The sequence below is a fragment of the Microbacterium barkeri genome (genome assembly GCF_027921765.1).
GTDB lineage: Bacteria > Actinomycetota > Actinomycetes > Actinomycetales > Microbacteriaceae > Microbacterium > Microbacterium barkeri.
Genome location: NZ_BSEJ01000003.1, coordinates 53,011 through 74,733, shown reverse-complemented (window position 1 = coordinate 74,733; position 21,723 = coordinate 53,011). Strand labels below are relative to the sequence as shown.

Genomic DNA, 21,723 nt, shown 5'->3' with positions numbered 1-21,723 from the left:
GGACTAGCGCTCCGGGCGCAGGTATCGGCGACCGGGGCTAGTCTCATCGGCGATCGGGTGCGACACCCCCGGGAGGGCGGCGTCGATTGGCGCCGGCCTCCCGGTTCGGGTATGCTCTTGCAGGTTGAGAGTTCGGCTCTCGCAAGACGGGGCTATAGCTCAGGCGGTTAGAGCGCTTCACTGATAATGAAGAGGTCCCAGGTTCAAGTCCTGGTAGCCCCACTCCGTCTCCTCTCGGGGCCTTAGCTCAGTTGGTAGAGCGCTTGCTTTGCAAGCAAGATGTCAGGAGTTCGAATCTCCTAGGCTCCACACGCAGGAATCGCCCCGGCCACTCGGCCGGGGCGATTCGCGTTTCCGCGCCGGAGCTCACCGGGAGCGCGGCAGCTCGACGGGGCTGCGGGATCGATCGATCGCGACATCACTCGGATCAGCGGGATCGACAAGCAGGTGGACGGTCGACCCGGGGGAGAAGCCGGCGACGAGCGCGCGATCGATGCGGACGACGAGCTCCGCATCGTGCGAGGATCCGCGGAACGGGAAGCGCACGTGCAGGCGCATCGCCGGGGCCTCCTCGCCGCCGCCCGGGTGCCTGGCCCACGACGTGATGCCTGCCTCGACGCGGACTCCGCCCACCTGGAGGCGGTCGGCGCGGGACCTCTCCTCGCCGACCGGCCGGTAGCTCCGCGCGAGCGCCCGGGCGACCACGACGGCGATCGCGACGATCACGGTGAAGAAGCCGGCGATCGCCAGGATCGCCGGCAGCGGCATCGCGTCTGCGTTCTCCATCCGCCGTCAGCGTCGCACGGCGAAGGGGGCCTGCGGTGAACGGACGGGGAACACTCGTTGCCGACGCGCTGCATGAGAGGGCGCGGCTGACGAACCTTCTCTATCGTGCGCGGGGCGGCGCCGTCGATCCCCGGTCGATGAGCGTCGGCGAGAGGCGGATGTGCCGGGGCTCGGCTTCGGGGTCGTCGAGTCGGGCGAGGATGGCGCGCGCGGTCTCCGCTCCCACGTCGCGGCTGCGATCGTCGATCGTCGTGAACGACAGGTAGCGGCTGTTCGCGAGGGGCGAGTCGTCGTAGCCGACGAGCGACACGTCACGCGGGATGGCGAGACCTCGGTCGCGCAGGGCGGCCGCGGCGCCCAGCGCCATGACGTCGTTCGACGCGAAGATCGCGGTCACGTCCGGATGCGCCTCGAGCAGCTGCCGTGCCGCGCGGTAGCCCCCCTCGTCGCTCGTCTCGTGCTCACCGCCGGTCAGCAGCGGATCGAGCCCGGCTTCGCGCATCACACGGGTGTACGCAGCGCGCCGCAGGGCCGCCGACCCTCCTCCGCCGGTGAGATGCCCGATGCGACGATGGCCGAGCTCGAGGAGATGCCGCGTCGCGATCCGCGCGCCCTCGGTGTCGTCGTTCGCGACCGTGTCCGCGCCGGGGATCGAGCCCGCGCGCCCGCCGACGACGGCGACCGGGACGGGGATGCGCAGGGCCGCCGCATCCGGCTCGGCGGCGACGACGACGGCCTCGGCATGGGTCGCGATGAAGCCCTCGACCGCGTGCGCGTCTCGGCGGAGGTCGGCCACGCTGACCTGGAAGCCGGCGGGGTCGAGCACATCGCGCATGCCATCGAGGAGGTCGACGAACCAGAGGTTGCGGAAGTCGTCGATCACGAGGCCGATGTTGCGTGTGCGCACCCCGGCGAGCGCGGTGGCGGCTCGGCTCGGACGGTAGTCGAGTGCGCGGATGGCCTCCTCGACCGCGCGACGCCGCTCCGGGCTGACCTTGGGCGAGCCGCGGAGAACGAGGGAGACGAGCGACTTCGACACGCCTGCGCGCTGGGCGACGTCGTAGATCGTCGGTCGGGACGCGGTCATGAGATTCCCCTTTTGACAGGACATTACGTCGTAGTCTACCGTGATCGTTGTACCGCTCCAACGCGGTTCATCCCATCCTCGCACCTGCAATGACGCCGCGGCCGGAAGGCCGGGCGAGACCTCGAAGGAGAGAGCCGATGCCCGAGAGCCTCGGAGTCGCCGTCATCGGAGCCGGCATGGCCGGCCGCGCCCACGCCGCGGCGTACCGTGCGGCGTCCACCGTCTACGCCTCGACGCTTCCGCCCATTCGCCTTGTGTCGATCGGCGACGTGAACGCCGAGTTCGGCTCCCTCGCCGCGCGGCGCTTCGGCTATGAGCGCAGCGACACGTCGTGGCAGGCGATCGCCGAGGCGCCCGACATCGACGTCGTCAGCGTCGTCGTCGCGAATCATCTCCACCGCGAGATCGTCGAAGGGCTCCTCGCCGCCGGCAAGCACGTCCTGTGCGAGAAGCCGCTCAGCGACAGCCTCGACGACGCGGTCGCGATGGCCGACGCCGCGCGCTCGGCGACGAGCATCGCGCGCGTCGGCTTCACCTACCGGCGCTCGCCCGGCATCGCGTATCTCCGCGACCTCGTGCGCAGCGGCGTGCTCGGCCGCGTGCTCCACGTCAGCGGACGCTACTGGACCGACTACGCCGCCGACCCGCACATCCCGATCAGCTGGCGCTTCAAGGGCGCGCAGGGCTCGGGAGCGCTCGCCGATGTGGGCAGCCACCTCGCGTATATCGCCGAGTTCATCGGCGGCGACATCGCGGAGGTGTCGGGTGGGCGCTTCGCCACCGTGATCCCCGAGCGCCCCGAGCCCCTCGGCGCCGTCATCGGCCACGAGCACGGCGCCGTGTCGGACACGTTCGACACCGTCGAGAACGACGACTACGCCGCGTTCTCGTTCGACTTCGCGGATGGCGGAGCAGGGGCGATCGAGGTCTCCCGCGTCGCCTCGGGGCACGCGAACACGCTCGTCCTCGAGGTGTTCTGCGAGAACGGCTCGGCGTCGTTCGACTTCCGCACGCCGTCCGAGATCGGACTCATGCTCAACGAGGGCCCGGTCGCGCAGCGCGGCTTCCGGCGGGTGCTCCTCGGCCCCGAGCATCCGTACCTCAGGGGAGGTCTCGCCATGGACGCGACCGGTGTCGGGTTCGGTCAGAACGAGGGCTTCGTGTACCAGGCGCGGGCGTTCCTCGAGGAGGTCGCCGGCATCGAGGAGGAGGCATCGCTGCCGCGGTGCGCGACGTTCGAGGAGGGGGTCCGCAACATGCGGCTGCTCCAGGCGGTGGCGGAGTCCGCCGCGCGACGCGGCGCGGCGGTCGCGATCCCGCAGGAGGTGCGCGCATGAGGCTGGGCGTCTACAACGCGATCCTGCACGACCGCACGCTTCCCGAGGCGCTCGAGGTCGTGGCGTCGCTCGGTCTCACCGGGATCGAGCTGAACGCGGGCGGATTCCTCCCGGCGGTCCACATCCCGTCCCTCGACGACATCCTCGTGTCCGACGCCGCGCGCGACGACTTCCTCGGGCAGTTCGAGGGGACCGGCGTCGAGATCGCCGGTCTCAACTGCAATGGCAACCCGCTGCACGCGAAGGCCGACATCCGCGCGCGGCACGCGGAGGACGTGCGCCGATCCATCCGCCTCGCTGCCCGCCTGGGTCAGACGCGCGTCGTCACGATGTCGGGTCTGCCCGGGTCCGACGAGACGGCGCGATTCCCGAACTGGATCGTGAACGCCTGGAACTCGGCGCACCTCGACGTGCTCGACTACCAATGGCAAGTCGTCGGCGACTTCTGGCGGGAGATCGACCGACTCGCTGCCGACCACGGCGTCAAGGTCGCGCTCGAGCTGCACCCGCAGAACGTCGTCTTCAACACCCGCGACGTGCATCGTCTCGTCGAGACGACGGGCGCGACGCACATCGGCGTCGAGCTCGACGCGTCGCACCTCTTCTGGCAGCAGATGGACCCCGTCGCGGTCGTGCGAGAGCTGGGCGAGCTCGTCTTCCACGCAGCGGCGAAGGATGTCCGCATCAACCGCGAGACCGCGCAGCTCTACGGCGTGCTCGACAACGGCTTCCGGCGGCTCGACCCGTCCGAGTCGCGCACGAGCCTCGGGGGCGACGAATGGGCGAACGAATGGCCGAAGCCCGCCGCCTGGGACTTCGTCGCGCTCGGCAAGGGGCACGACACGGCGTACTGGACGGAGTTCCTCCGTGCTCTGCACGAGGTCGACCCGGACATGTGGGTCAACATCGAGCACGAGGACGTCGAGCTCGGCCGCGTCGAAGGGCTCCAGGTGGCCGCGGCCGTGCTGCGGGACGCCGATCGAGCTCTGCAGGAGTCGCTCGGGCAGGGGTGAGTTCGCACAGGGCGGTTCTCGAGGCCCGGTCGCGGCGTTTCGACTCGCTCGTTCCTCGCTCGCTCAAGGACCGGGGGAGGGATGGCCGATGGCGCCTTGCAGAGGGATGTGTCAGCGGGCGACCGCGTACGCCGCCCGCACGCGTGCGAGGCGCTCGTCGAAGGCGGGCGGCAGCGGCGAGGGCAGGTCGTCGAGGGGGAACCACGCCAGGTCGTCCGACTCATCGCTGACCTGGAGGGCAACGGCGTCGCGGTCGACGACGGCCGCGACGCCGACGTCGAGGTGCGATGCGCATCGGCCGAACCGCGAGCTCAGCGGATGGTGGTCCAGGTCGACGACCCGGACGTCGCAGAGGAGACTGCGGGAGACGCCCGTCTCCTCCTCGAGCTCGCGTGCGGCGGCCTGCGCGAGCGACGTGTCCCCGGCCTCCAGGTGGCCGCCCGGCTGCACCCAGAACCTCCCCTTGCCGTGGAGGCAGAGGAGGATCTGCTCGCCGGTCGAGTCGAAGACGAACAGGCTCGCCGTGAGGTGCGCGGGCGGTCCCTCGCGGTCGAGCGCGGCCGCGCCGTGCGCCTCGAGAGCCGCGACGAAGTCGTCGTGCGCGGGGACCGACGGCCCCACCAGGGCGACGGCCTCGCGCGCGGACGCGAGCAGGGAGGAGCGCGGGTCGATCACGGCTTCGAGCCTGTCACAGGCCGGGGACCGGAGCGAGGATCCGAGTGGCCGACAGTCGTCGGTGAAATCACCATGCACAGACATGAAACGAACCAGGGAGCAGATCGGTAAGACACTCACCGGTACCACTGTGCACATTGCCGCCCGATTTTGCTCGATCGGCCCATGAGGCGGATACTCATGTCGCGCGCGTCCCCCGCGCACCGAGACCATGAGCATCCTCCGCACCCCGCACAGCGCCCTCGAGAGCGTCACGGTGGTCGGCCCCGGCCGACTCGGCCGGAGCATCGCCCGTGCCCTCCGGGCGGCGGGCGTCGTCGTGCACGGCCCGGTCGGGCGGGGCGAGGAGATCCCCGACGCGCCCGTCGTGCTGCTGTGCGTTCCGGACGGGGAGATCGCTGCCGCGGCGCACGCCGCGACGGCGGCGGGGCGGATGATCGGCCACACCTCCGGCGCGGTGCCGATCCACGATGTCGACTTCGGCCTCCACCCCCTGCAGACGTTCACCGGCGGTGACGACCCGGCCGTGTTCCGCGGCGTCGCGTGCGCGGTCGCGGGGCGGTCGGACGAGGCGCTCGAGACCGCGACGGGCATCGCGCTCCTGCTCGGCGCACGCGCGTTCCCCCTCGATGAGGCCCACCGGGCGGCCTACCACGCAGCCGCGTCGGTCGCGGCGAACTTCCTCGTGACCATCGCCGATGCCGCGGAGCGGATCGCCGAGACCGCGGGCATCCCGGCCAAGGAGGCGCGCCTGCTCCTCGCTCCGCTCGTGCGGCGCACCGTCGAGAACTGGGCGTCGGGAGGACCGGCGACAGCCCTGACGGGACCGATCGCCCGCGGGGACGAGGAGACGGTCGAGCGCCAGCGCGCGGCGATCTCGGCCGGCCGGCCCGAGCTCGTCCCGCTCTTCGACGAGCTGTGCGAGGCGACCCGCGCGCTCGCACGCAGGAAGGAGCACGCGACATGAGGATCGTGCGCACCGTGTCCGACATGCGCGCCGCCGTGCGCGCCGTGCGAGCCGAGGGCGCCTCGATCGGCCTCGTGCCCACGATGGGGGCCTTCCACGAGGGACACCTCTCGCTCATGCGCCGTGCGCGGGAGGCGTCAGACGTCGTGGTCGTGTCGCTCTTCGTCAACCCGACGCAGTTCGGGGCGAACGAGGACCTCGGCTCCTATCCGCGCGACGAGGCCAGGGATGCCGCGCTCGCCGAGGAGGCGGGAGCGGACATCCTCTTCGCCCCGCCCGTCTCCGAGATGTATCCCGCCGGCTTCGCCACGACCATCCATGTGTCCGGCATCACCGACGTGCTGTGCGGCGCGCACCGCGGCCCGCACCACTTCGACGGCGTTGCCACCGTCGTCGCCAAGCTGCTCTCGATCGTCACCCCTGACGTCGCCTTCTTCGGACAGAAGGATGCGCAGCAGGTGCTCGTCGTGCGCCGGCTCGTCCGCGACCTCGACCTGCCCGTGCGGATCGAGGCGTGCCCGATCGTCCGCGAGCCGGACGGCCTCGCGATGAGCTCGCGCAATGTCTACCTCGATGCCCCAGCGCGGGCGCAGGCGACCGCGCTGAACCGGGCGCTGACCGCAGCGGAGGATCTCGCGGCCCGGGGCGAGCGGGATGGCGCGGTGCTGCTCGCGGCCGCGCGATCCGTCCTCGCGGACGCCGGCATCGAGCCGGAGTACCTCGAGCTGCGCGACGCCGAGCACCTCCGTCCTCTCGTCCGCGTCGATCGGGACGCGCTGCTCGCGGTCGCGGCCAGGGTCGGCGCCGCACGCCTCATCGACAACCGCATCCTCAAGGGAGAATCCTGATGCGCCGCATCATGCTCAAGTCGAAGATCCATCGCGCCACCATCACGGGAAGCGACCTCAACTACGTCGGCTCGATCACGATCGACCCCGATCTGCTCGAGGCGGCGGACATCCTCGAGCACGAGCAGGTGCACGTGCTCGACGTCGACAACGGGGCGCGCTTCGAGACGTACACGATCGCGGGGGAGCGGGGCTCGGGGGTCATGCAGGTCAACGGCGCTGCCGCCCGGCTCGTGCACGCGGGCGACACGATCATCGTCGTCTCCTACGCCGAGTACGACGAGAAGGACCTCGAGACATACGAGCCCGTCGTCGTGCACGTCGACCGGGGCAACGGCATCATCCAGGTCGATGACGCGGTCGACCGTCTCCTGACGGCGCGCGCATGAGCACGCGGCCGGCGGCCCGCCCGCGCGTCGCGCCGGCCGACCTCGCCGCGCGCAAGGCCGCAGGCGAGCGCATCGCGATGGTGACCGCCTACGACCATCCCAGTGCGCAGGTCGCCGAGGCGGCGGGCGTCGACGTCGTGCTCGTGGGCGACTCGGCCGCGATGACGGTGCTCGGATACGACAGCACCGTGCCCGTCACCGTCGACGAGATGATCATGCTCACGGCCGCGGTCCGCAGGGGTCTGCAGAGCCCTCTGCTTGTCGCGGACCTGCCCTTCGGCTCGTACGAGGCCTCCGACGAGATCGCCGTCGCGACCGCGCAGCGCTTCGTGAAGGAGACGGGGTGCGATGCGGTCAAGATCGAGCGCGGCGGCACGTCGGTCGATCGCGCGCGCGCCATCGTCCGCGCGGGCATCCCCGTCATGGGGCATGTCGGCCTCACGCCGCAGACGGCGACCGCTCTCGGCGGATACCGCGCGCAGGGGCGGACCGCCGACGACGCGCTCGCGGTGTGCGAGGGCGCACTCGCTCTGCAGGAGGCCGGATGCTTCGCGATCGTCTTCGAGGCGATCCCGAGCGACGTCACGGACGCCCTGATGCCCCGGATGAGCGTCCCCGTGATCGGCATCGGCGCGGGCCCCGCCACCGACGGCCAGGTGCTCGTATTCCATGACCTTCTCGGCATATACGGGGGTCGTGCGGCGCGCTTCGTCAAGCGGTACGCGGAGCTGCGGGGGGACATGATTGCCGGCGTCGAACGCTATGTCGCGGAAGTGCGCGCGGGACAGTACCCCGCGACTGAGCACGGCTACTCCATGCCCGAAGAGGAATCTGCCCGGCTGAGGGAGCTGCTCGACGCGCTCTGACCCGCCGACTTGCGCGACCGCGGCTCCCTGCTACTCTGATCCGGTCCACACGGGAGTCCCAGCAGGGGCTGAGAACGAGCTGACGCTGCTCGCGACCGTCGAACCTGTTCGGGTCATGCCGGCGTAGGAAGTAGGAGCAGCTCTTTTGCGCACCCTGGAAGCGACGCATTCGCTCGCATATCTGCACGACGACGAGCACGGGATCCGGGTGCCGGTCACCCGCATCGTGCTCACGGACTCGCCGAACGGCGAGCGGAACGAGCCGTTCACGGCATATCGGACGTCGGGCCCGGGCAGCGACCCGGTGCGCGGACTGCCGCCGCTGAGGGCCGACTGGATCGCCGCACGCGGCGACGTCGAGGAGTACGACGGGCGCCCGCGCGACCTCCACGACGACGGCCGTGCGGCCGCGCGGCGCGGCGCCGCCTCCGCGGAGTGGCGGGGAGAGTCCGCCCGCCCCCGCCGCGCACGTCCCGGCCGGCGCGTGACGCAGATGCACTACGCGCGGCAGGGCGTCATCACGCCCGAGATGCGCTTCGTCGCGCTGCGCGAGGGGTGCGACGTCGAGCTCGTCCGCTCCGAGCTCGCGGCGGGGCGCGCGATCATCCCGAGCAACATCAACCATCCCGAGAGCGAGCCCATGATCATCGGGCGGGCGTTCCTCGTCAAGATCAACGCGAACATCGGGAACTCGGCCGTCACGAGCTCGATCGCCGAGGAGGTCGAGAAGCTCCAGTGGGCGACGACGTGGGGCGCCGACACGGTCATGGACCTCTCCACGGGCGACGACATCCACACGACGCGCGAGTGGATCATCCGCAACGCGCCCGTGCCGATCGGGACGGTCCCGATCTACCAGGCGCTCGAGAAGGTCGACGGGCAGGCGCATCGCCTCACCTGGGAGATCTTCCGCGACACCGTGATCGAGCAGTGCGAGCAGGGCGTCGACTACATGACGATCCACGCGGGCGTGCTGCTGCGCTACGTGCCGCTCACGGCAGAGCGGGTGACGGGCATCGTCTCGCGCGGCGGCTCGATCATGGCGGGCTGGTGCCTCGCCCACCATCGCGAGAACTTCCTCTACACGCACTTCGACGAGCTGTGCGAGATCTTCGCGCAGTACGACGTCGCGTTCTCGCTCGGCGACGGCCTGCGCCCCGGCTCGACGGCCGACGCCAACGACGCGGCGCAGTTCGCCGAGCTCGACACGCTCGCCGAGCTCACGCACCGGGCGTGGGAGCACGACGTGCAGGTCATGGTGGAGGGGCCCGGGCACGTGCCGCTGCACCTGGTCCGGGAGAACGTCGAGCGCCAGCAGGAGCTCTGCTCGGGGGCGCCCTTCTACACGCTCGGCCCCCTCGTCACCGACGTCGCCCCGGGGTACGACCACATCACCTCGGCGATCGGCGCGACCGAGATCGCACGGTGGGGCACCGCGATGCTCTGCTACGTCACGCCCAAGGAGCACCTGGGGCTGCCCAACCGCGACGACGTGAAGACGGGCGTCATCACGTACAAGATCGCGGCGCATGCAGCCGACCTCGCGAAGGGCCATCCGGGGGCGCGGGATCGGGATGACGCCCTGTCGAAGGCGCGCTTCGAGTTCCGCTGGCGCGATCAGTTCGCCCTCTCGCTCGACCCCGACACGGCGGAGGCCTTCCACGACGAGACGCTCCCGGCCGAGCCGGCCAAGACGGCGCACTTCTGCTCGATGTGCGGCCCGAAGTTCTGCTCGATGCGGATCTCCCAGGACATCCGCGACCGCTTCGGCGGCGCCGAGGAGCAGGAGGCGATCGCGGCCATGCGCCGGAAGTCCGAGGAGTTCGTCGCCGCCGGCGCGTCCGTCTACCTCGACGAGCCCCGTGTCCGGAGCTGACAGCAGGGTCGACGTCGCCGTCATCGGCGCAGGGGTCGTCGGCACGGCGATCGCCGTCGCGTGTGCGCGCGCGGGGCGCTCGGTGCGACTCATCGACCCCCGCCCGGGAGACGGCGCAACGTATGCCGCGGCCGGAATGCTGAGCCCCGCGGGCGAGCTCCAGCACACCGAGCGCGCTGCCGTGGCGCTCCACCGCACCGCGGCGGCAGCATACCCCGACTTCGTCGCATCGCTGCCCGGCGGCGCCGCGGCGTGCGGGTACGAGGCCGCCCCGACGCTTCTCGTCGGGGTCGACGACGCCGACCGCCGTCGGATCGTCGAGCTCGTGGACGCGGCGCCCGCGGTGCAGGCAGAGCGACGGAGCGTCCGAGAAGCGCGGGCCGCCGAGCCCCTGCTCGGGCCGGGACTCTCGTGCGCGTACGCGGCGGACGGCGACCATCGCGTCGATCCGCGTGCCCTCGTCCGCGCGCTTCGGGGCGCGCTCGCGCCATCCGCTCTCCGTCCGCTCGCGGCGAGGCGCCTGCTGCGCGGGCGGGGCGGTGCTGTGCACGGTGTCGAGCTCTCCGACGGGACAGCGATCGCCGCGGCCGAGGTGGTCGTCGCGAACGCGCTCGGCGCGGCGGACCTGGGCGCGACGCCGCCCGGCGTGCTGCGCCCGGTGCACGGAGACATCCTCCGCCTCCACGCGGCGGGCCTCCCGCGCCTCGCGCACACGGTCCGCTCCCTCGTCCGCGGCCGTGCCGTCTACCTCGTGCCGCGTGTCGACGGCGGACTCGTCGTGGGCGCGACCGAGCGCGAGGACGCCGACGACGCGGTCTCCGCGGGGGGCGTGTCGGCGCTGCTCCGCGATGCGGCCGAGGTGATGCCGCTCGTCGACGAGTACCGCTTCGTCGAGGCGACCGCCCGCGCCCGTCCGGCGACCCCCGATCATCTGCCCCTCGTCGGGCGGACCGCCCCGGGCCTCGTCGTCGCGACGGGAACGCATCGCAACGGCGTGCTGCTCGCCCCGCTCATCGCAGACCTCTGCCGCCGCATCGTCGACGACGTCGCCCCGCCGCGCGGCGTCGAGGCCGACCTGCTCGACCCTGGGCGGTTCGCCCCCACCCGCCTCCAACCCGGGCGCGACGCCGCGCCCTGTGACCGTGAAGGAGTCCTCGCATGATCGAGATCGATGTCAACGGAAGTGCTCTGCGGCTGCCCGAGGGGGCGGCGGTGTCGACGGTCGTCTCGGCGCTCACGGGCCGCGCGGTGACGCCCGAGGGCACGGCCGAGGACGGCGCGCCCCTCGGCGTCGCGGTCGCGGTCGACGCGGTCCTCGTGCCGCGCGCCCGCTGGGGGTCGCATCGGCTCGGCCCGGGCGCGCGGGTCGAGGTGCTCACCGCGGCGCAGGGCGGCTGACGTGGAGCCGCTCGTCATCGACGGCGTCGCCCTGTCGTCGCGGCTCATCGTCGGCACGGGCGGTGCGCCGAGCCTCGAGGTGCTCGACGAGGCTCTGCGGGCGTCGGGCACCGAGCTCACGACGGTCGCCGTGCGGCGATACGGAAGCGGAGCGGGCGGCCTCTACGCCCTGCTGCGCGAGCGCGGCATCCGCCTCCTCCCCAACACCGCGGGCTGCCGCACGGCGCACGACGCGGTGCTCACGGCCGAGCTCGCGCGCGAGGCGTTCGGCACGAGCTGGATCAAGCTCGAGGTCGTCGCCGACGACACGACGCTCCTGCCCGACCCGGTCGAGCTGCTCGACGCCGCGGAGCGGCTCGTCGCGGAGGGCTTCACGGTCTTCGCGTACACGAACGACGACCCCGTCACGGCGCTACGGCTCGAGCAGCTCGGGGTCGCGGCGGTCATGCCCCTCGGCGCGCCGATCGGGACGGGCCTCGGCATCCTCAACCCCCACAACATCGAGCTCATCGTGTCGCGCGCATCGGTTCCCGTCGTGCTCGACGCGGGCCTCGGCACGGCGTCGGAGGCGGCGCTCGCGATGGAGCTCGGCTGCGACGCGGTGCTCCTGGCGACAGCGGTGACCCGCGCGCACGACCCCGTGCGGATGGCCGCCGCGTTCCGCCATGCCGTCGAGGCGGGCCATCTCGCCGCGCACGCGGGGCGCATCCCCCGGCGGCGGCATGCCCGCGCATCGTCGGAGACCGAGGGGATGGCGGTCCTGTGACGGCGCTCGTGGCACCCGGTCCGGCGCTCTCCGACGATGAGCGGGAGCGGTACGGCCGGCAGCTCATCCTGCCCGGCATGGGCGATGCCGCGCAGCGCCGGCTGCGTGCGGCGCGCGTGCTCGTCGTGGGCGCAGGCGGCCTCGGTTCGCCCGTGCTGCTGGCGCTCGCCGCGGCGGGGGTGGGCGTGCTCGGCGTGGTCGACGACGACGCCGTCGAGCTCGGCAACCTGCAGCGCCAGGTGATCCACCGGGTCGCGGACATCGGACGACCGAAGACGGCATCCGCACGCGACGCCATCGCGGCGCGGAACCCCGGGATCGAGGTGCGCGCGCACGCGCTGCGTCTGGATGCGCGGAGCGCGGCCGGCGTTCTCGCGGACTACGACCTCGTCGTCGACGGCTCGGACAACTTCGCCACGCGGTACCTCGTCGACGACACGGCGGCGGCGCTCGGCCTTCCGCTCGTCTGGGGATCGGTCCTCCGGTGGGAGGGTCAGGTCGGGGTCGTCTGGGCCGAGCGCGGCACGCGCTACCGCGACCTCTACCCGGATGCGCCGGGGGCGGCGCTCGACTGCGCGACGGCGGGCGTGTTCGGCCCGTTGTGCGCGCTCGTCGGCGCCCAGATGGCGGCCGAGGCGATCAAGCTCATCACCGGAGCAGGACGCCCCCTCCTCGGCCGCGTCGTCGTCGTGGACGCACTCGGCGCCGGATGGCGCGAGGTGGCGTTCGCGGCGGATGGCCCGGCGCAGGCCCCAGCGGATGGCACGGCGGAGGCCACGGGGGACGGCGGGGCGGGGGCCACGGAGGATGGCGCGGTGCCGATCGTCTCGGCCGCCGAGCTCCGCGCTGCCCTGGCTGGGGGCGCCGCGCCTCTCGTCGTGGACGTGCGCGCGCCATCCGAGCCCGGGGCCATCCCGCATGCCGTCCGCTGGACGCTCGACGAGATCGAGGCGGGGGAGGAGCCGCCCGAAGCCGTGCGGCGTGCGCTCGTCGAGCGGCGCGAGGTCGTCGTGCACTGCGCCCTCGGGGTGCGGTCGCGCCGCGCGGCCGAGGTGCTCCGCGGGCGCCCGGAGTGGCGCGCTCATCCGCTCCGCTCGCTCGCGGGCGGGATCTCGGCGTGGCACGCGCTCGAGCAGGCCCCGGCGCCGACGTGCGCCGCGGCGCCGTGACGCGATTCGGGAAAACCCGAAAGAACGTCTCCGGCTGACTCTGGGGCGCCCGCGCGAGGGCCGCCCTAGCTTGGAGGCATGACCACACAGCTCGCCTCCGCTTCGACCGCGAGGACGTCGCGCCCGCTCCGGGTGGCCGGGGCGATCGCCCATCTCGCGGCGCTCGGCTTCCTGGGCGCCTTCGCGTTCACCGCTCTCTTCGGGCTGCTCGGCTTCGGCCTCGGCACCCTCCCGCTCCTCGGCTTCGGGCTCCTGCTGCTCGTCGCCTTCGTCTACGTCCTCTTCGCCGTCGCCTGGCTCGAGACCGCGCGTGTCGACGGGCTGTACGGCTTCGGCCTGCCCGCGCTCGCATGGCGCCTCCGCGTCGGCCCCGGCTTCGGCGGCTGGCTCCGCACGCTCCTGCGTCAGGCGGTCGACCCGCGCATTTGGCGGGCGATCGCCAACCTCGCGATCGCGACGGTCTTCGGCGTGATCGTCATGGGGCTCTTCCGCCTGCTCATCTGGTCCATCGCGATCTGCTTCGCTCCTCTCTCGGGCGCGGAGACCGTGCGCGGCGCGTTCGGCCTCGAGTTCGCCGCCGCGTGGGCGCCGCTCGCCGGCATCCTGGGCGTCATCGTGACCGCTGCCGGGATCGTCGGGCTCGCGCTCCTGCACGGCGTGCTGAGCCGCGCGATCGTCGTGCCGTCGCAGGAGGAGCAGCTCGCCGCGCAGGCCCGCACCTCCGACGCGCAGCGAGCGGGCGCCGTGCGCGCCTCCGAGGTGGAGCGGACGCGCATCGAGCGCGATCTGCACGACGGCGTGCAGCCCCGTCTCGTCTCCGTCGGGATGACCCTCGGCCTCGCCCAGCAGAAGATCGACAGCGACCCCGATGCCGCCCGCTCGCTCATCGAGGAGGCGCACACCTCGACGAAGGCGGCCATCACCGAGCTCCGCCAGCTCGCGCGCGGCATCCACGCGTCCGTGCTCGACGACCGCGGCCTCGACGCGGCCCTGTCCGCGCTCGCCGGGCGCTCGCACATCCCCGTGCACCTCGACGTGCGGATGGACGGCCGGTGCAGCCGGGAGGCCGAGGCGGCGGTGTACTTCGCGATCGCGGAGTCGCTCACGAACGCCGCGAAGCACTCGCGTGCCGCGGAGTGCCGGGTGATCGTGCGCCGCCGCGACGACGGCGTGCTCTGGGCCCGCGTCGAGGACAACGGCATCGGCGGGGCGCGCGTGCTCCCCGGCGGCGGCCTCGACGGCATCTCGAACCGCATCCTGTCGGCGGGCGGCACCGTCCGCCTCGACAGCCCGAACGGCGGACCGACCGCCCTGGAGGTGAGCGTGCCATGCGCATCCTGATCTGCGAGGACTCGGTCCTCCTGCGCGAGGGCCTCGTGCGCCTCCTCGAGGACGCCGGCCACGAGATCGTCGCGGCCCTTCCCGACGCGAGCGATCTGCTGGCGACCGTGGAGGCATCCGCCCCGGATCTCTGCATCCTCGACGTGCGCCTCCCTCCGACCTTCACCGATGAGGGGATCCGCGCGGCGATCGAGGTGCGGGCGGCGCATCGCGAGCTCCCCGTCCTCGTCCTCTCGCAGTACGTCGAGGAGCGCTACGCGAGCGAGCTGATCACGGCGCAGGGCGGCGCGGTCGGCTACCTCCTCAAGGACAGGGTCGCCGACGTCGCGGAGTTCGTCGAGTCGGTCGACCGCATCGCGCAGGGCGCGACCGTGCTCGACCCCGAGGTCGTCGCGCAGCTGCTCAGCCGGCGCACCCGCGATGAGCGGATGACGCGGCTCACGGAGCGCGAGCGCATGACGCTCGCTCTCATCGCGGAGGGCAAGTCGAACCAGGCGATCGCCGGCGTGCTCTTCGTCTCGGAGGCGAGCGTCGAGAAGTACGTCACCTCCATCTTCCAGAAGCTCGACCTCGAGCCGGACGAGTCGGGCAACCGCCGCGTTCTCGCAGCTCTCGCCCACATCGAGAACACGGGCGGAACGCCCCAGACAGGAGCGACACGATGAGCACCCCCACCACCCCGCCGGCCTTCGATGCGTCGGCGTACGATCCCGCGGCCGTGCCCCCGCGTCCGGCCCCTCCCACCCCTCCCGCATCGGGCGGCAAGGTCGTCGCGCTCGTCGTCGCGGTGATCGGCGGCGTGGCGCTGCTGGGCACCGCCATCGGCTCGGGCGTCGCCGCGGCGCGCGGCGCGTTCTCGGTCGACGAGACCCTCACGGCGGCGGCCGCCGGCGTGACCTCCCTCGACATCGACGCCTCCGGGGCCTCCTTCGCGATCGCCTACGGCGACGTCGACGCGGCCGTGCTGGAGGTCACGAACGCGGATGACGGATGGCGCGTCTCGCGCGACGGCGGCGAGCTGACGGTCGACCGCCGCGACGGGTTCTTCCGCGGCTGGTGGTTCGGCGGCGACTGGTTCGGCGGCGACTGGTTCGACGACGAGCAGACCGTCGTGCTGACGCTGCCGGAGCGCCTGAAGGGCGCGGGCCTCGATGTCGACCTCTCGCTCTCGGGCGGCAGCCTCACGGCCGAGGGCGACTTCGGCGAGGTCGACGCCGAGGTCGGGGCGGGGTACCTGAGCCTCGACGGCTCGGCCGCGTCGCTCGAGGTCGACCTGAGCGCGGGCCAGGCCGACCTCGCGCTCGCCGACGTCGCGGAGGCCGGCTTCACGGTCGCTGCGGGCCGTCTCGACGCCGAGCTCACGGGCGACGCGCCCGCCGAGGTGACGGTCGACGTGAGCGCGGGCTCGCTCGACCTCGTGCTCCCCGACGAGACCTACGCCGTGCGCTCCGACGTCTCGGCAGGCGACTTCGACAACCGCCTCGACGTCGAGAGCTCGTCGCCGCGCGAGATCTCGGTGCAGGTCGCGGCAGGGGATGCGACTCTCCGACCGGGTGGCGCCTCCGCGCGCTGACGCGCTGCCGCACCGCGAGCCGGCCCCGGGTTCCGCCCGGGGCCGGCTCGCTGCGCGTTCGGTCGCTGCGCGATGCCCCGGGCCCGGTCGTTGAGCGAGCGGAGCGAGTCGAAACGCGGGGCGTTCGGAGGCTGGGTTGCGGCATTTCGTCTCGGTCGCTGCGCTCCCTCGCTCAATGTCCGGAGGGGGAGTCCGGATCGTCTCGGTCGCTGCGGGATGCCCGGGTCCGGTCGTTGAGCGAGCGGAGCGAGTCGAAACGGGGTGAGGTTCCGAAAGACGTGCGGAGCGGAAATCCCGGATCGTTCGGCGAACGGTGAACCTCGTGGCACAGGATGGAGGGCATGGCTCAGGATCGTCGTCGGCGCGTGATGGAGAGCGTCCGCAGGGCGCTGTGGAGCGACGCGTCGAAGGCCGCCCCCACCGAGCTGCTCACGGTCGTCGACGACGCGATGGCCGTGCGGATCATCGACCTCGCGATGCGGGTGGCCGAGGTCATGCTGTCGGTCGGCGCGTCGGCGAAGGAGGTCGTGCTCGCGGCCCTGCGCATCACCCGCGCCTACGGGCTCAAGAGCGTGCACGTCGACGTGACCTACAACTCCGTGACGGTGTCGGATCACCGCGGAGGCGACGACCTGCCGATCACCCTCATGCAGGTCGTGCGGTCGGCCGTTCCCGATCACGCGAAGCTCCAGCGCCTCCAGGCGCTCGTGACCGAGATCGAGGAGGGCCTCGAGCTCGGCGAGGCGCGGGCGCGGTTCCGCCAGATCCGCCGCACGCCGTTCCTCTATCAGCCCGGCGTCGTGATCACGGTGCAGGCGCTCCTCGCGGTCGGCGTCGGCGTGATGTTCGGCGCGTCGTGGATCGCGCTGGCCGTGACCTTCCTCGCCGCGCTGGGCGTCGCCGGCTCCCAGGCGGGGCTCGCGAAGCTGCGCGTGCCCATGTTCTTCAGCCAGGTGGTCGGCGCGTTCACGCTCGTCGCCGTCACGGTCGTCGTCGCGCTCCTGTCGCGCCTCGGCGTCGAGCCGTTCACCGACGTCCGCTCGACGATCGTCGTCTCCTCGGGCATCGTGCTCATGCTCGCGGGTCTCGCCGTCGTCGGCGCCGCGCAAGACGCGATCGACGGATTCGCGCTCACCGCGGGAGGGCGCATCCTCGAGCTCACCCTGCAGACCCTCGGCGTCGTGCTCGGCATCGTGGTCGGGCTGCAGCTCGCGAGCGCGCTCGGCGTCGGCCTGCAGTTGCCGAGCGAGGCGCTGCCGTTCGGGCCGTTCGCGGGTCAGATCGTCGGCGCGGTGATCGTGGCGATCACCGTCGCGGTCATGAACGGCGCCGGCCTCCGCATCGTCGTCGTGAGCGTCCTGCTCGCGACGATCGCCTGGACCGGCTACGCGGTGCCCTCGGCGGCCGGACTCGACGCCGCCGGAGCGAGCTTCGCGGGGGCGTTCGCCGCGAGCCTCGTCGGCGCGCTCATCGCCCAGCGCCTGCACGTGCCATCCGTCGCCGTGACGACGGCCGCGATCGTCCCCCTCGTTCCGGGCTCCGCCGTGTTCCGGGGTCTTCTCGGGATGGTCGAGGCCGGCGACGACACCGCGCGGCTCATCGTCGCGACGCAGGCGCTCGTGACCGCCGGCATGATCGGCATCGCGCTCGCCGCGGGCGCGACCCTCGGCCTGTTCATCGGCTCCCCGCTGCGTGCGACCCTGGACGGCGTGCGGATGAGGGTGCGGACGACCGCGCGCCCCCGCGCCGCCGCCGGCACCGGCAAGCTCGTGCCGGTCCCGCCGCGCGGCGAGGCCGACGGCGCCGCGATCCGGGATCAGTAGGCTGACGTCATGGACCTGAGAGTCGCCGCCTACGCCGTCATCGTCGACGAGGCCGAGCGCGTGCTGCTCTCGCGCTGGATCGAGGGGTCGAAGCCCGCCTGGACGATGCCGGGCGGCGGGATGGACCCCGGCGAGCATCCCGCTCAGACCTGCCGACGCGAGGTGCGCGAGGAGACGGGCTACGAGGTCGAGCTCGGGGACGTCATCGGGATCGACTCGGTCGTCATCCCCGCCCGCAAGCGGCTCGCGGGGACCGGCGACATGCAGGCGCTGCGGATCGTCTACCGGGCGACGATCACGGGCGGGTCCCTCGCCTACGAGCTCGACGGGTCGACCGACATGGCCGAGTGGATCCCGCTCAGCCGCGTGCGGTCGATCGAGCGGGTCTCGTTCGTCGACACCGCCCTGCGGATGGCCGGACTCCTGTGACGAAGGGAACGCACGTGAACGGTCGGATCCTGCTCGTGAACGGGCCGAATCTCAACCTCCTCGGCACGCGCGAGCCCGAGATCTACGGCTCGGACACGCTCGACGACGTCGTGGCGCTCGTCGAGCGCACGGCCGCCGATCTCGGATTCGAGGTGCGGGCCATCCAGAGCAACCACGAGGGCGCGCTCGTCGACGCGATCCACGAGGCGCGGGGCGACTGCGACGCGGTGGTGATCAACCCCGGCGCGCTCACCCACACGTCGGTCGCGCTGCGCGACGCCCTCACCGGCGTGCACCTGCCCTTCGCGGAGGTGCACATCTCGAACGTGCACGCGCGCGAGCCGTTCCGCCACCACTCGTACCTGTCGGATGTCGCCAGCTGCGTGATCGTCGGAGCGGGCGTGCAGGGCTATGCCTTCGCGGTGCAGCGCCTCGCGGCTCTGCTCGCTCCCGCGCGCTGACCGCGGCCTACTCGAACGGGGCCGCGAGGTCGAGACCCTCGCAGAAGTCCTCCGTGGATGCGTACTGCTCGTTGGGCAGCACGGCGAGCCGGCGATCCTGCATCATGCACACGGTGGGGTTCACGACCCGCACCATCTCGACGTCGCCGTCGGTCGGCACCGCGTTGTAGCCCGCCATGCAGAACTCGAGGGCCTGCGCGACCCGATCCTCGAGAGCGAGCGTGCGGTCGCGATCGCGGTCGTCGTCGACGAACGACGTCGTGCCGTGCGGCGCCGACAGGTCGGCCGTCGTGTAGCAGTCGAAGCTCACGTTGAGGTCGTCGGGCTTCGCCATCTCGACGAGGATGGCGCCCGCGGTGGTGACGGCGACGACGAGCGCGGTCGTGGCCGCGGTGAACGTCAGCCGCGAGCGACGCCGTGCGCGGTTCCGGGCGATCTCGGCGAAGATCTTGCGGCGCATCGACGCGACCTGGTCGTCGGTCGGGGGGTGCAGTCTCATGATCCCTGCTCACGGAAGGCGCCGCGGAGGGAGCTGCGCAGCTCGGCCCTGGCACGCGACAGGCGGTTTCGCACCGTCCCGTCGGTGACGCCGAGCGCGTGCGCGGCCTGCCGGTAGGTCATCCCCCGGTCGAGGCACAGATGGACCAGCTCCTGGTCCCGCGGCGAGAGGCGGCCGATCGCCTCGGCGATCGTCAGGGAGAGCTCGGCCTGCAGGGCGCGGCTCTCGGGCGACGCCGTCGGATCGGCGACGTCGTGCTCTCCGGCGTCGAGGTTCGCGTGATCCTTCGCGCGCTTCCGCAGATGCGCGTACGAGAGGTTGCGGCACGTGACCATGAGCCAGGGGAGGGCGGATCCGTCGGCGGTGCGGATCCTCGCGGCCTTCTTGAACGCGACCACGAAGACCTCCTGCGTCACGTCCTCGACGTCGCGCGGTGAGATGCCGAGGCTCAGCGCGAAGCGGAAGACCGTGCGCACGTGGCGCTCGTAGATCGTGGCGAACGCCGTGTGGTCTCCGCGTGCGACCGCGTCGAGCAGCGCCTCGTCGGCCTGCGACGGCACGGCTGCCACGTCGTGTTCCACTGCGTTCACACCCTGTAATGCTCCGGTGTCCCGAATCGTCTCACACTTCGTCCGCGGCGTGTCCCCCATTCGGAGGACACAACGCCTTGACACCGCCCGCGTGGCGTGCGAGATTCCGGGGACGGGGTTCGTCGATCGGGGCTCCGGATAGAGGAGTCGGCATGGGCGCCATGAGGAAGCGAATCGGAGCGGTGCTCGCCTGCATCGCGGCTGTCGGGGCGAGTGCGATCGCGGCGGCGCCCGCGACGGCATCGGTCGAGCAGGACTGCGGCGTCTTCGTCGACACGGGCGAGACCATCTGCGTGCCGCGCGGGGAGGACCTCCACGCCGCCGTCCTCGAGCAGACCGGCCAGGTCGTCGTCGACGCGGCCGCGCCATCCGCCCGCTCGTCGAGTGCCGACGGGATCGAGGCGGGCGTCGCGGCGACGTACCTGCTCGCGCGCCTGTACGACGGCACGTCGTACAGCGGCTCGTACTGGGACCTCTACGGATCGAGCTCGTGCGTGTCGGGGCAGTGGATGGGCAACGCCAACATCTCGTTCCAGGACCGCGCCTCGTCGATGCGCGGCTACTCGAACTGCAAGGTGAAGGTCTACGAGCACACGAACTACGGCGGGGCGTCGTACGGCTACTACTCGTACTCGAGCTCGATCAGCAGCACGATGAACAACAAGGCGTCCTCGGTCCGCGTCTCGGGATAGCGGTCAGCGGATGGCCTCGATCGGGTCGGTGATGTCGGCGACGGTCGCGCCGTAGGCGGCGATCAGGGCGTCCGCGTCGACGAACAGCGTGTAGCCGTGGGCTCCCGCGCCCATCGAGACGCGCTTTCCGACCATCCGCTCGTCCGCGTAGACGGGCCAGTCCCGCGTGGATCCGAGCGGGACGATCGTGCCGCGCTCGTACCCCGTCGCCTCGAGAGCGAGGGGCGGCTCGGGCAGGCGCAGCCTGTTCACGCCGACCACGGCGCGCAGCTTCGACCACGAGATCGAGCGATCGCCGGGTACGAGCGCGAAGTAGAACCGGTCGCCCTTTCCCTTCACGACGAGGGTCTTGACGATGTCGGAGGGCGTGATGCCGCGGAGCGCGGCGGCCTCCTCGAGGGACGTGGCACGCGGAGACGCCTGCACGTCGATGTCGAGTCCGCGCTCCGCGGCGGCCGCGCGGACGCGCTCGAGCCCATCCTGCGTCGTCGTGCCGTCGGCCATCCGCTCTCCTCCTCAGCGTCGCGCTCCGCGAGGAGCACCCGCGAGCGCAGCGGAACGGCGCGGCGGGTCGCCCCGCCGCGCCGGATCCTCAGGTCAGGCGTCGGGCGCCGCGAGCGGGTCGTCGGCCACCCAGAGCTCGTCGTCGGCGCGCAGCGTCTGCCACGCGGCGTAGAGCACGCCGGCGGCCGCGGCGATGCCGAGGATGAGGGCGATGACCGGGCCCGCGCTCGACTTCTTCTTGGGAGCGACGACGGGGATGCCGGCGCGCGAGCGGGCGAGCTTGTCGCGCGTCTCGGCAGCGACGTCCCAGGCCGAGAGGGCCTTGCCCACGACCGCGCCGGCGACCGGCACGACCGATCCGTCGATGAACTTCTTCGAGGCCTTGACGCCCTGGTCCACGAACGGGCGAGCCCGGTTCACGTAGGGCTCGAGGATCTCGTGGTACTTCTCCTCGACCGCGGGTGCGACCTGCTTGCGCCCGAACGTCTCGAGCTGGCGACCCGCCTGCCGTGCGACGTCGGCGGCGCCGGCGGCGACGACCTGCTGCGCCTCCCAGACGTGCGCCGCGGACTGCTGGAGCTTCTTGAGCTCCTTCTTCTGCTTCCTGCTGAGGCTGAGGCTCACGTGTGCCCTC

General features: G+C 72.2%; 25 protein-coding genes, 2 tRNA genes and 1 riboswitch. Of the genes, 20 read left to right on the top strand and 7 right to left on the bottom strand.

Annotated features, from left to right (window positions below):
• Nucleotides 1-148 precede the first annotated feature (148 nt).
• Nucleotides 149-222, top strand: a tRNA-Ile gene (locus tag PKE79_RS04730).
• A 14-nt stretch (nucleotides 223-236) separates the two neighbouring features.
• Nucleotides 237-309 (top strand) — tRNA-Ala (locus PKE79_RS04725).
• A 57-nt stretch (nucleotides 310-366) separates the two neighbouring features.
• Here the strand turns inward: PKE79_RS04725 and PKE79_RS04720 are convergent.
• Complete coding sequence (locus PKE79_RS04720) at nucleotides 367-786, bottom strand: DUF3592 domain-containing protein (RefSeq protein ID WP_271172516.1); 420 nt, start codon at nucleotides 784-786, stop codon at nucleotides 367-369.
• Between the two features lie 100 nt (nucleotides 787-886).
• A complete protein-coding gene (locus tag PKE79_RS04715; RefSeq protein WP_271172515.1) occupies nucleotides 887-1,873 on the bottom strand; it encodes a LacI family DNA-binding transcriptional regulator in 987 nt (328 codons plus the stop codon).
• Nucleotides 1,874-2,010: 137 nt separating this feature from the next.
• Between PKE79_RS04715 and PKE79_RS04710 the strand changes: the two genes are divergently transcribed.
• Nucleotides 2,011-3,210: a Gfo/Idh/MocA family protein gene (locus PKE79_RS04710; protein WP_271172514.1), complete on the top strand. Its 1,200-nt coding sequence runs from the start codon at nucleotides 2,011-2,013 to the stop codon at nucleotides 3,208-3,210.
• The gene (locus PKE79_RS04705; RefSeq protein WP_271172513.1) at nucleotides 3,207-4,223 is read left to right on the top strand and encodes a sugar phosphate isomerase/epimerase family protein; all 1,017 of its coding nucleotides are present in this window, start codon (nucleotides 3,207-3,209) and stop codon (nucleotides 4,221-4,223) included. Before PKE79_RS04710 ends, PKE79_RS04705 begins: the two co-directional genes overlap by 4 nt.
• 111 nt (nucleotides 4,224-4,334) lie before the next feature.
• Here the strand turns inward: PKE79_RS04705 and PKE79_RS04700 are convergent, their stop codons facing one another.
• Nucleotides 4,335-4,898 (bottom strand): NUDIX hydrolase, encoded by a 564-nt coding sequence (locus tag PKE79_RS04700; protein WP_271172512.1) that lies wholly within the window; start codon nucleotides 4,896-4,898, stop codon nucleotides 4,335-4,337.
• Nucleotides 4,899-5,109: 211 nt separating this feature from the next.
• Here PKE79_RS04700 and PKE79_RS04695 point away from each other — a divergent pair, with 211 nt between their 5' ends.
• From PKE79_RS04695 to aroQ, 15 genes are all read left to right on the top strand, one after another.
• Nucleotides 5,110-5,865, top strand: coding sequence for a DUF2520 domain-containing protein (locus tag PKE79_RS04695; RefSeq protein ID WP_271172511.1), 756 nt, complete (start codon nucleotides 5,110-5,112; stop codon nucleotides 5,863-5,865).
• Nucleotides 5,862-6,713 (top strand): pantoate--beta-alanine ligase, encoded by an 852-nt coding sequence (gene panC / locus PKE79_RS04690; protein ID WP_271172510.1) that lies wholly within the window; start codon nucleotides 5,862-5,864, stop codon nucleotides 6,711-6,713. Before PKE79_RS04695 ends, panC begins: the two co-directional genes overlap by 4 nt.
• A complete protein-coding gene (panD, locus tag PKE79_RS04685; protein WP_271172509.1) occupies nucleotides 6,713-7,102 on the top strand; it encodes an aspartate 1-decarboxylase in 390 nt (129 codons plus the stop codon). The genes panC and panD overlap by 1 nt, the downstream gene beginning before the upstream one ends.
• Nucleotides 7,099-7,968 carry a 3-methyl-2-oxobutanoate hydroxymethyltransferase gene (gene panB / locus PKE79_RS04680; protein WP_271172508.1) on the top strand — a complete coding sequence of 290 codons (870 nt, stop codon included), beginning with the start codon at nucleotides 7,099-7,101 and terminating at the stop codon, nucleotides 7,966-7,968. Before panD ends, panB begins: the two co-directional genes overlap by 4 nt.
• A 39-nt stretch (nucleotides 7,969-8,007) precedes the next feature.
• A riboswitch (TPP riboswitch) is annotated at nucleotides 8,008-8,115 on the top strand.
• Nucleotides 8,114-9,844 carry a phosphomethylpyrimidine synthase ThiC gene (gene thiC / locus PKE79_RS04675; RefSeq protein ID WP_271172507.1) on the top strand — a complete coding sequence of 577 codons (1,731 nt, stop codon included), beginning with the start codon at nucleotides 8,114-8,116 and terminating at the stop codon, nucleotides 9,842-9,844. Its footprint overlaps the riboswitch before it by 2 nt.
• Complete coding sequence (locus PKE79_RS04670) at nucleotides 9,831-11,006, top strand: FAD-dependent oxidoreductase (protein WP_271172506.1); 1,176 nt, start codon at nucleotides 9,831-9,833, stop codon at nucleotides 11,004-11,006. The genes thiC and PKE79_RS04670 overlap by 14 nt, the downstream gene beginning before the upstream one ends.
• Nucleotides 11,003-11,242, top strand: coding sequence for a sulfur carrier protein ThiS (gene thiS, locus PKE79_RS04665; protein ID WP_271172505.1), 240 nt, complete (start codon nucleotides 11,003-11,005; stop codon nucleotides 11,240-11,242). The genes PKE79_RS04670 and thiS overlap by 4 nt, the downstream gene beginning before the upstream one ends.
• Before the next feature lies 1 nt (nucleotide 11,243).
• A complete protein-coding gene (locus PKE79_RS04660) occupies nucleotides 11,244-12,008 on the top strand; it encodes a thiazole synthase (protein WP_271172504.1) in 765 nt (254 codons plus the stop codon).
• Nucleotides 12,005-13,177, top strand: a complete 1,173-nt coding sequence (locus PKE79_RS04655; RefSeq protein ID WP_271172503.1) for a ThiF family adenylyltransferase — start codon at nucleotides 12,005-12,007, stop codon at nucleotides 13,175-13,177. The genes PKE79_RS04660 and PKE79_RS04655 overlap by 4 nt, the downstream gene beginning before the upstream one ends.
• Nucleotides 13,178-13,255: 78 nt before the next feature.
• Nucleotides 13,256-14,518 (top strand): sensor histidine kinase, encoded by a 1,263-nt coding sequence (locus tag PKE79_RS04650; protein ID WP_271172502.1) that lies wholly within the window; start codon nucleotides 13,256-13,258, stop codon nucleotides 14,516-14,518.
• Entirely contained in the window at nucleotides 14,506-15,183 is a 678-nt protein-coding gene (locus PKE79_RS04645) for a response regulator transcription factor (RefSeq protein WP_271172501.1), read from the top strand. The genes PKE79_RS04650 and PKE79_RS04645 overlap by 13 nt, the downstream gene beginning before the upstream one ends.
• Complete coding sequence (locus tag PKE79_RS04640) at nucleotides 15,180-16,091, top strand: hypothetical protein (RefSeq protein ID WP_271172500.1); 912 nt, start codon at nucleotides 15,180-15,182, stop codon at nucleotides 16,089-16,091. Before PKE79_RS04645 ends, PKE79_RS04640 begins: the two co-directional genes overlap by 4 nt.
• Nucleotides 16,092-16,432: 341 nt before the next feature.
• A complete protein-coding gene (locus PKE79_RS04635; RefSeq protein ID WP_271172499.1) occupies nucleotides 16,433-17,914 on the top strand; it encodes a threonine/serine exporter family protein in 1,482 nt (493 codons plus the stop codon).
• 9 nt (nucleotides 17,915-17,923) lie between these two features.
• Nucleotides 17,924-18,343, top strand: a complete 420-nt coding sequence (locus tag PKE79_RS04630; RefSeq protein WP_271172498.1) for an NUDIX hydrolase — start codon at nucleotides 17,924-17,926, stop codon at nucleotides 18,341-18,343.
• A 14-nt stretch (nucleotides 18,344-18,357) separates the two neighbouring features.
• Nucleotides 18,358-18,804, top strand: a complete 447-nt coding sequence (aroQ, locus tag PKE79_RS04625; protein ID WP_271172497.1) for a type II 3-dehydroquinate dehydratase — start codon at nucleotides 18,358-18,360, stop codon at nucleotides 18,802-18,804.
• A 7-nt stretch (nucleotides 18,805-18,811) separates the two neighbouring features.
• On the opposite strand, the gene PKE79_RS04620 is transcribed toward aroQ, so the two are convergent.
• On the bottom strand, nucleotides 18,812-19,303 hold the full coding sequence (locus PKE79_RS04620; protein ID WP_271172496.1) for a hypothetical protein: 492 nt from the start codon (nucleotides 19,301-19,303) through the stop codon (nucleotides 18,812-18,814).
• The gene (locus PKE79_RS04615; protein ID WP_271172495.1) at nucleotides 19,300-19,893 is read right to left on the bottom strand and encodes an RNA polymerase sigma factor; all 594 of its coding nucleotides are present in this window, start codon (nucleotides 19,891-19,893) and stop codon (nucleotides 19,300-19,302) included. The genes PKE79_RS04620 and PKE79_RS04615 overlap by 4 nt, the downstream gene beginning before the upstream one ends.
• A 161-nt stretch (nucleotides 19,894-20,054) precedes the next feature.
• On the opposite strand from PKE79_RS04615, the gene PKE79_RS04610 reads away from it, so the two are divergent.
• Nucleotides 20,055-20,585: a hypothetical protein gene (locus tag PKE79_RS04610; protein ID WP_271172494.1), complete on the top strand. Its 531-nt coding sequence runs from the start codon at nucleotides 20,055-20,057 to the stop codon at nucleotides 20,583-20,585.
• Nucleotides 20,586-20,588: 3 nt separating this feature from the next.
• On the opposite strand, the gene PKE79_RS04605 is transcribed toward PKE79_RS04610, so the two are convergent.
• Complete coding sequence (locus PKE79_RS04605) at nucleotides 20,589-21,089, bottom strand: aminoacyl-tRNA deacylase (protein ID WP_271172493.1); 501 nt, start codon at nucleotides 21,087-21,089, stop codon at nucleotides 20,589-20,591.
• Nucleotides 21,090-21,182: 93 nt separating this feature from the next.
• On the bottom strand, nucleotides 21,183-21,713 hold the full coding sequence (locus PKE79_RS04600) for a DNA helicase (protein ID WP_309299963.1): 531 nt from the start codon (nucleotides 21,711-21,713) through the stop codon (nucleotides 21,183-21,185).
• Between the last annotated feature and the right edge of the window lie 10 nt (nucleotides 21,714-21,723).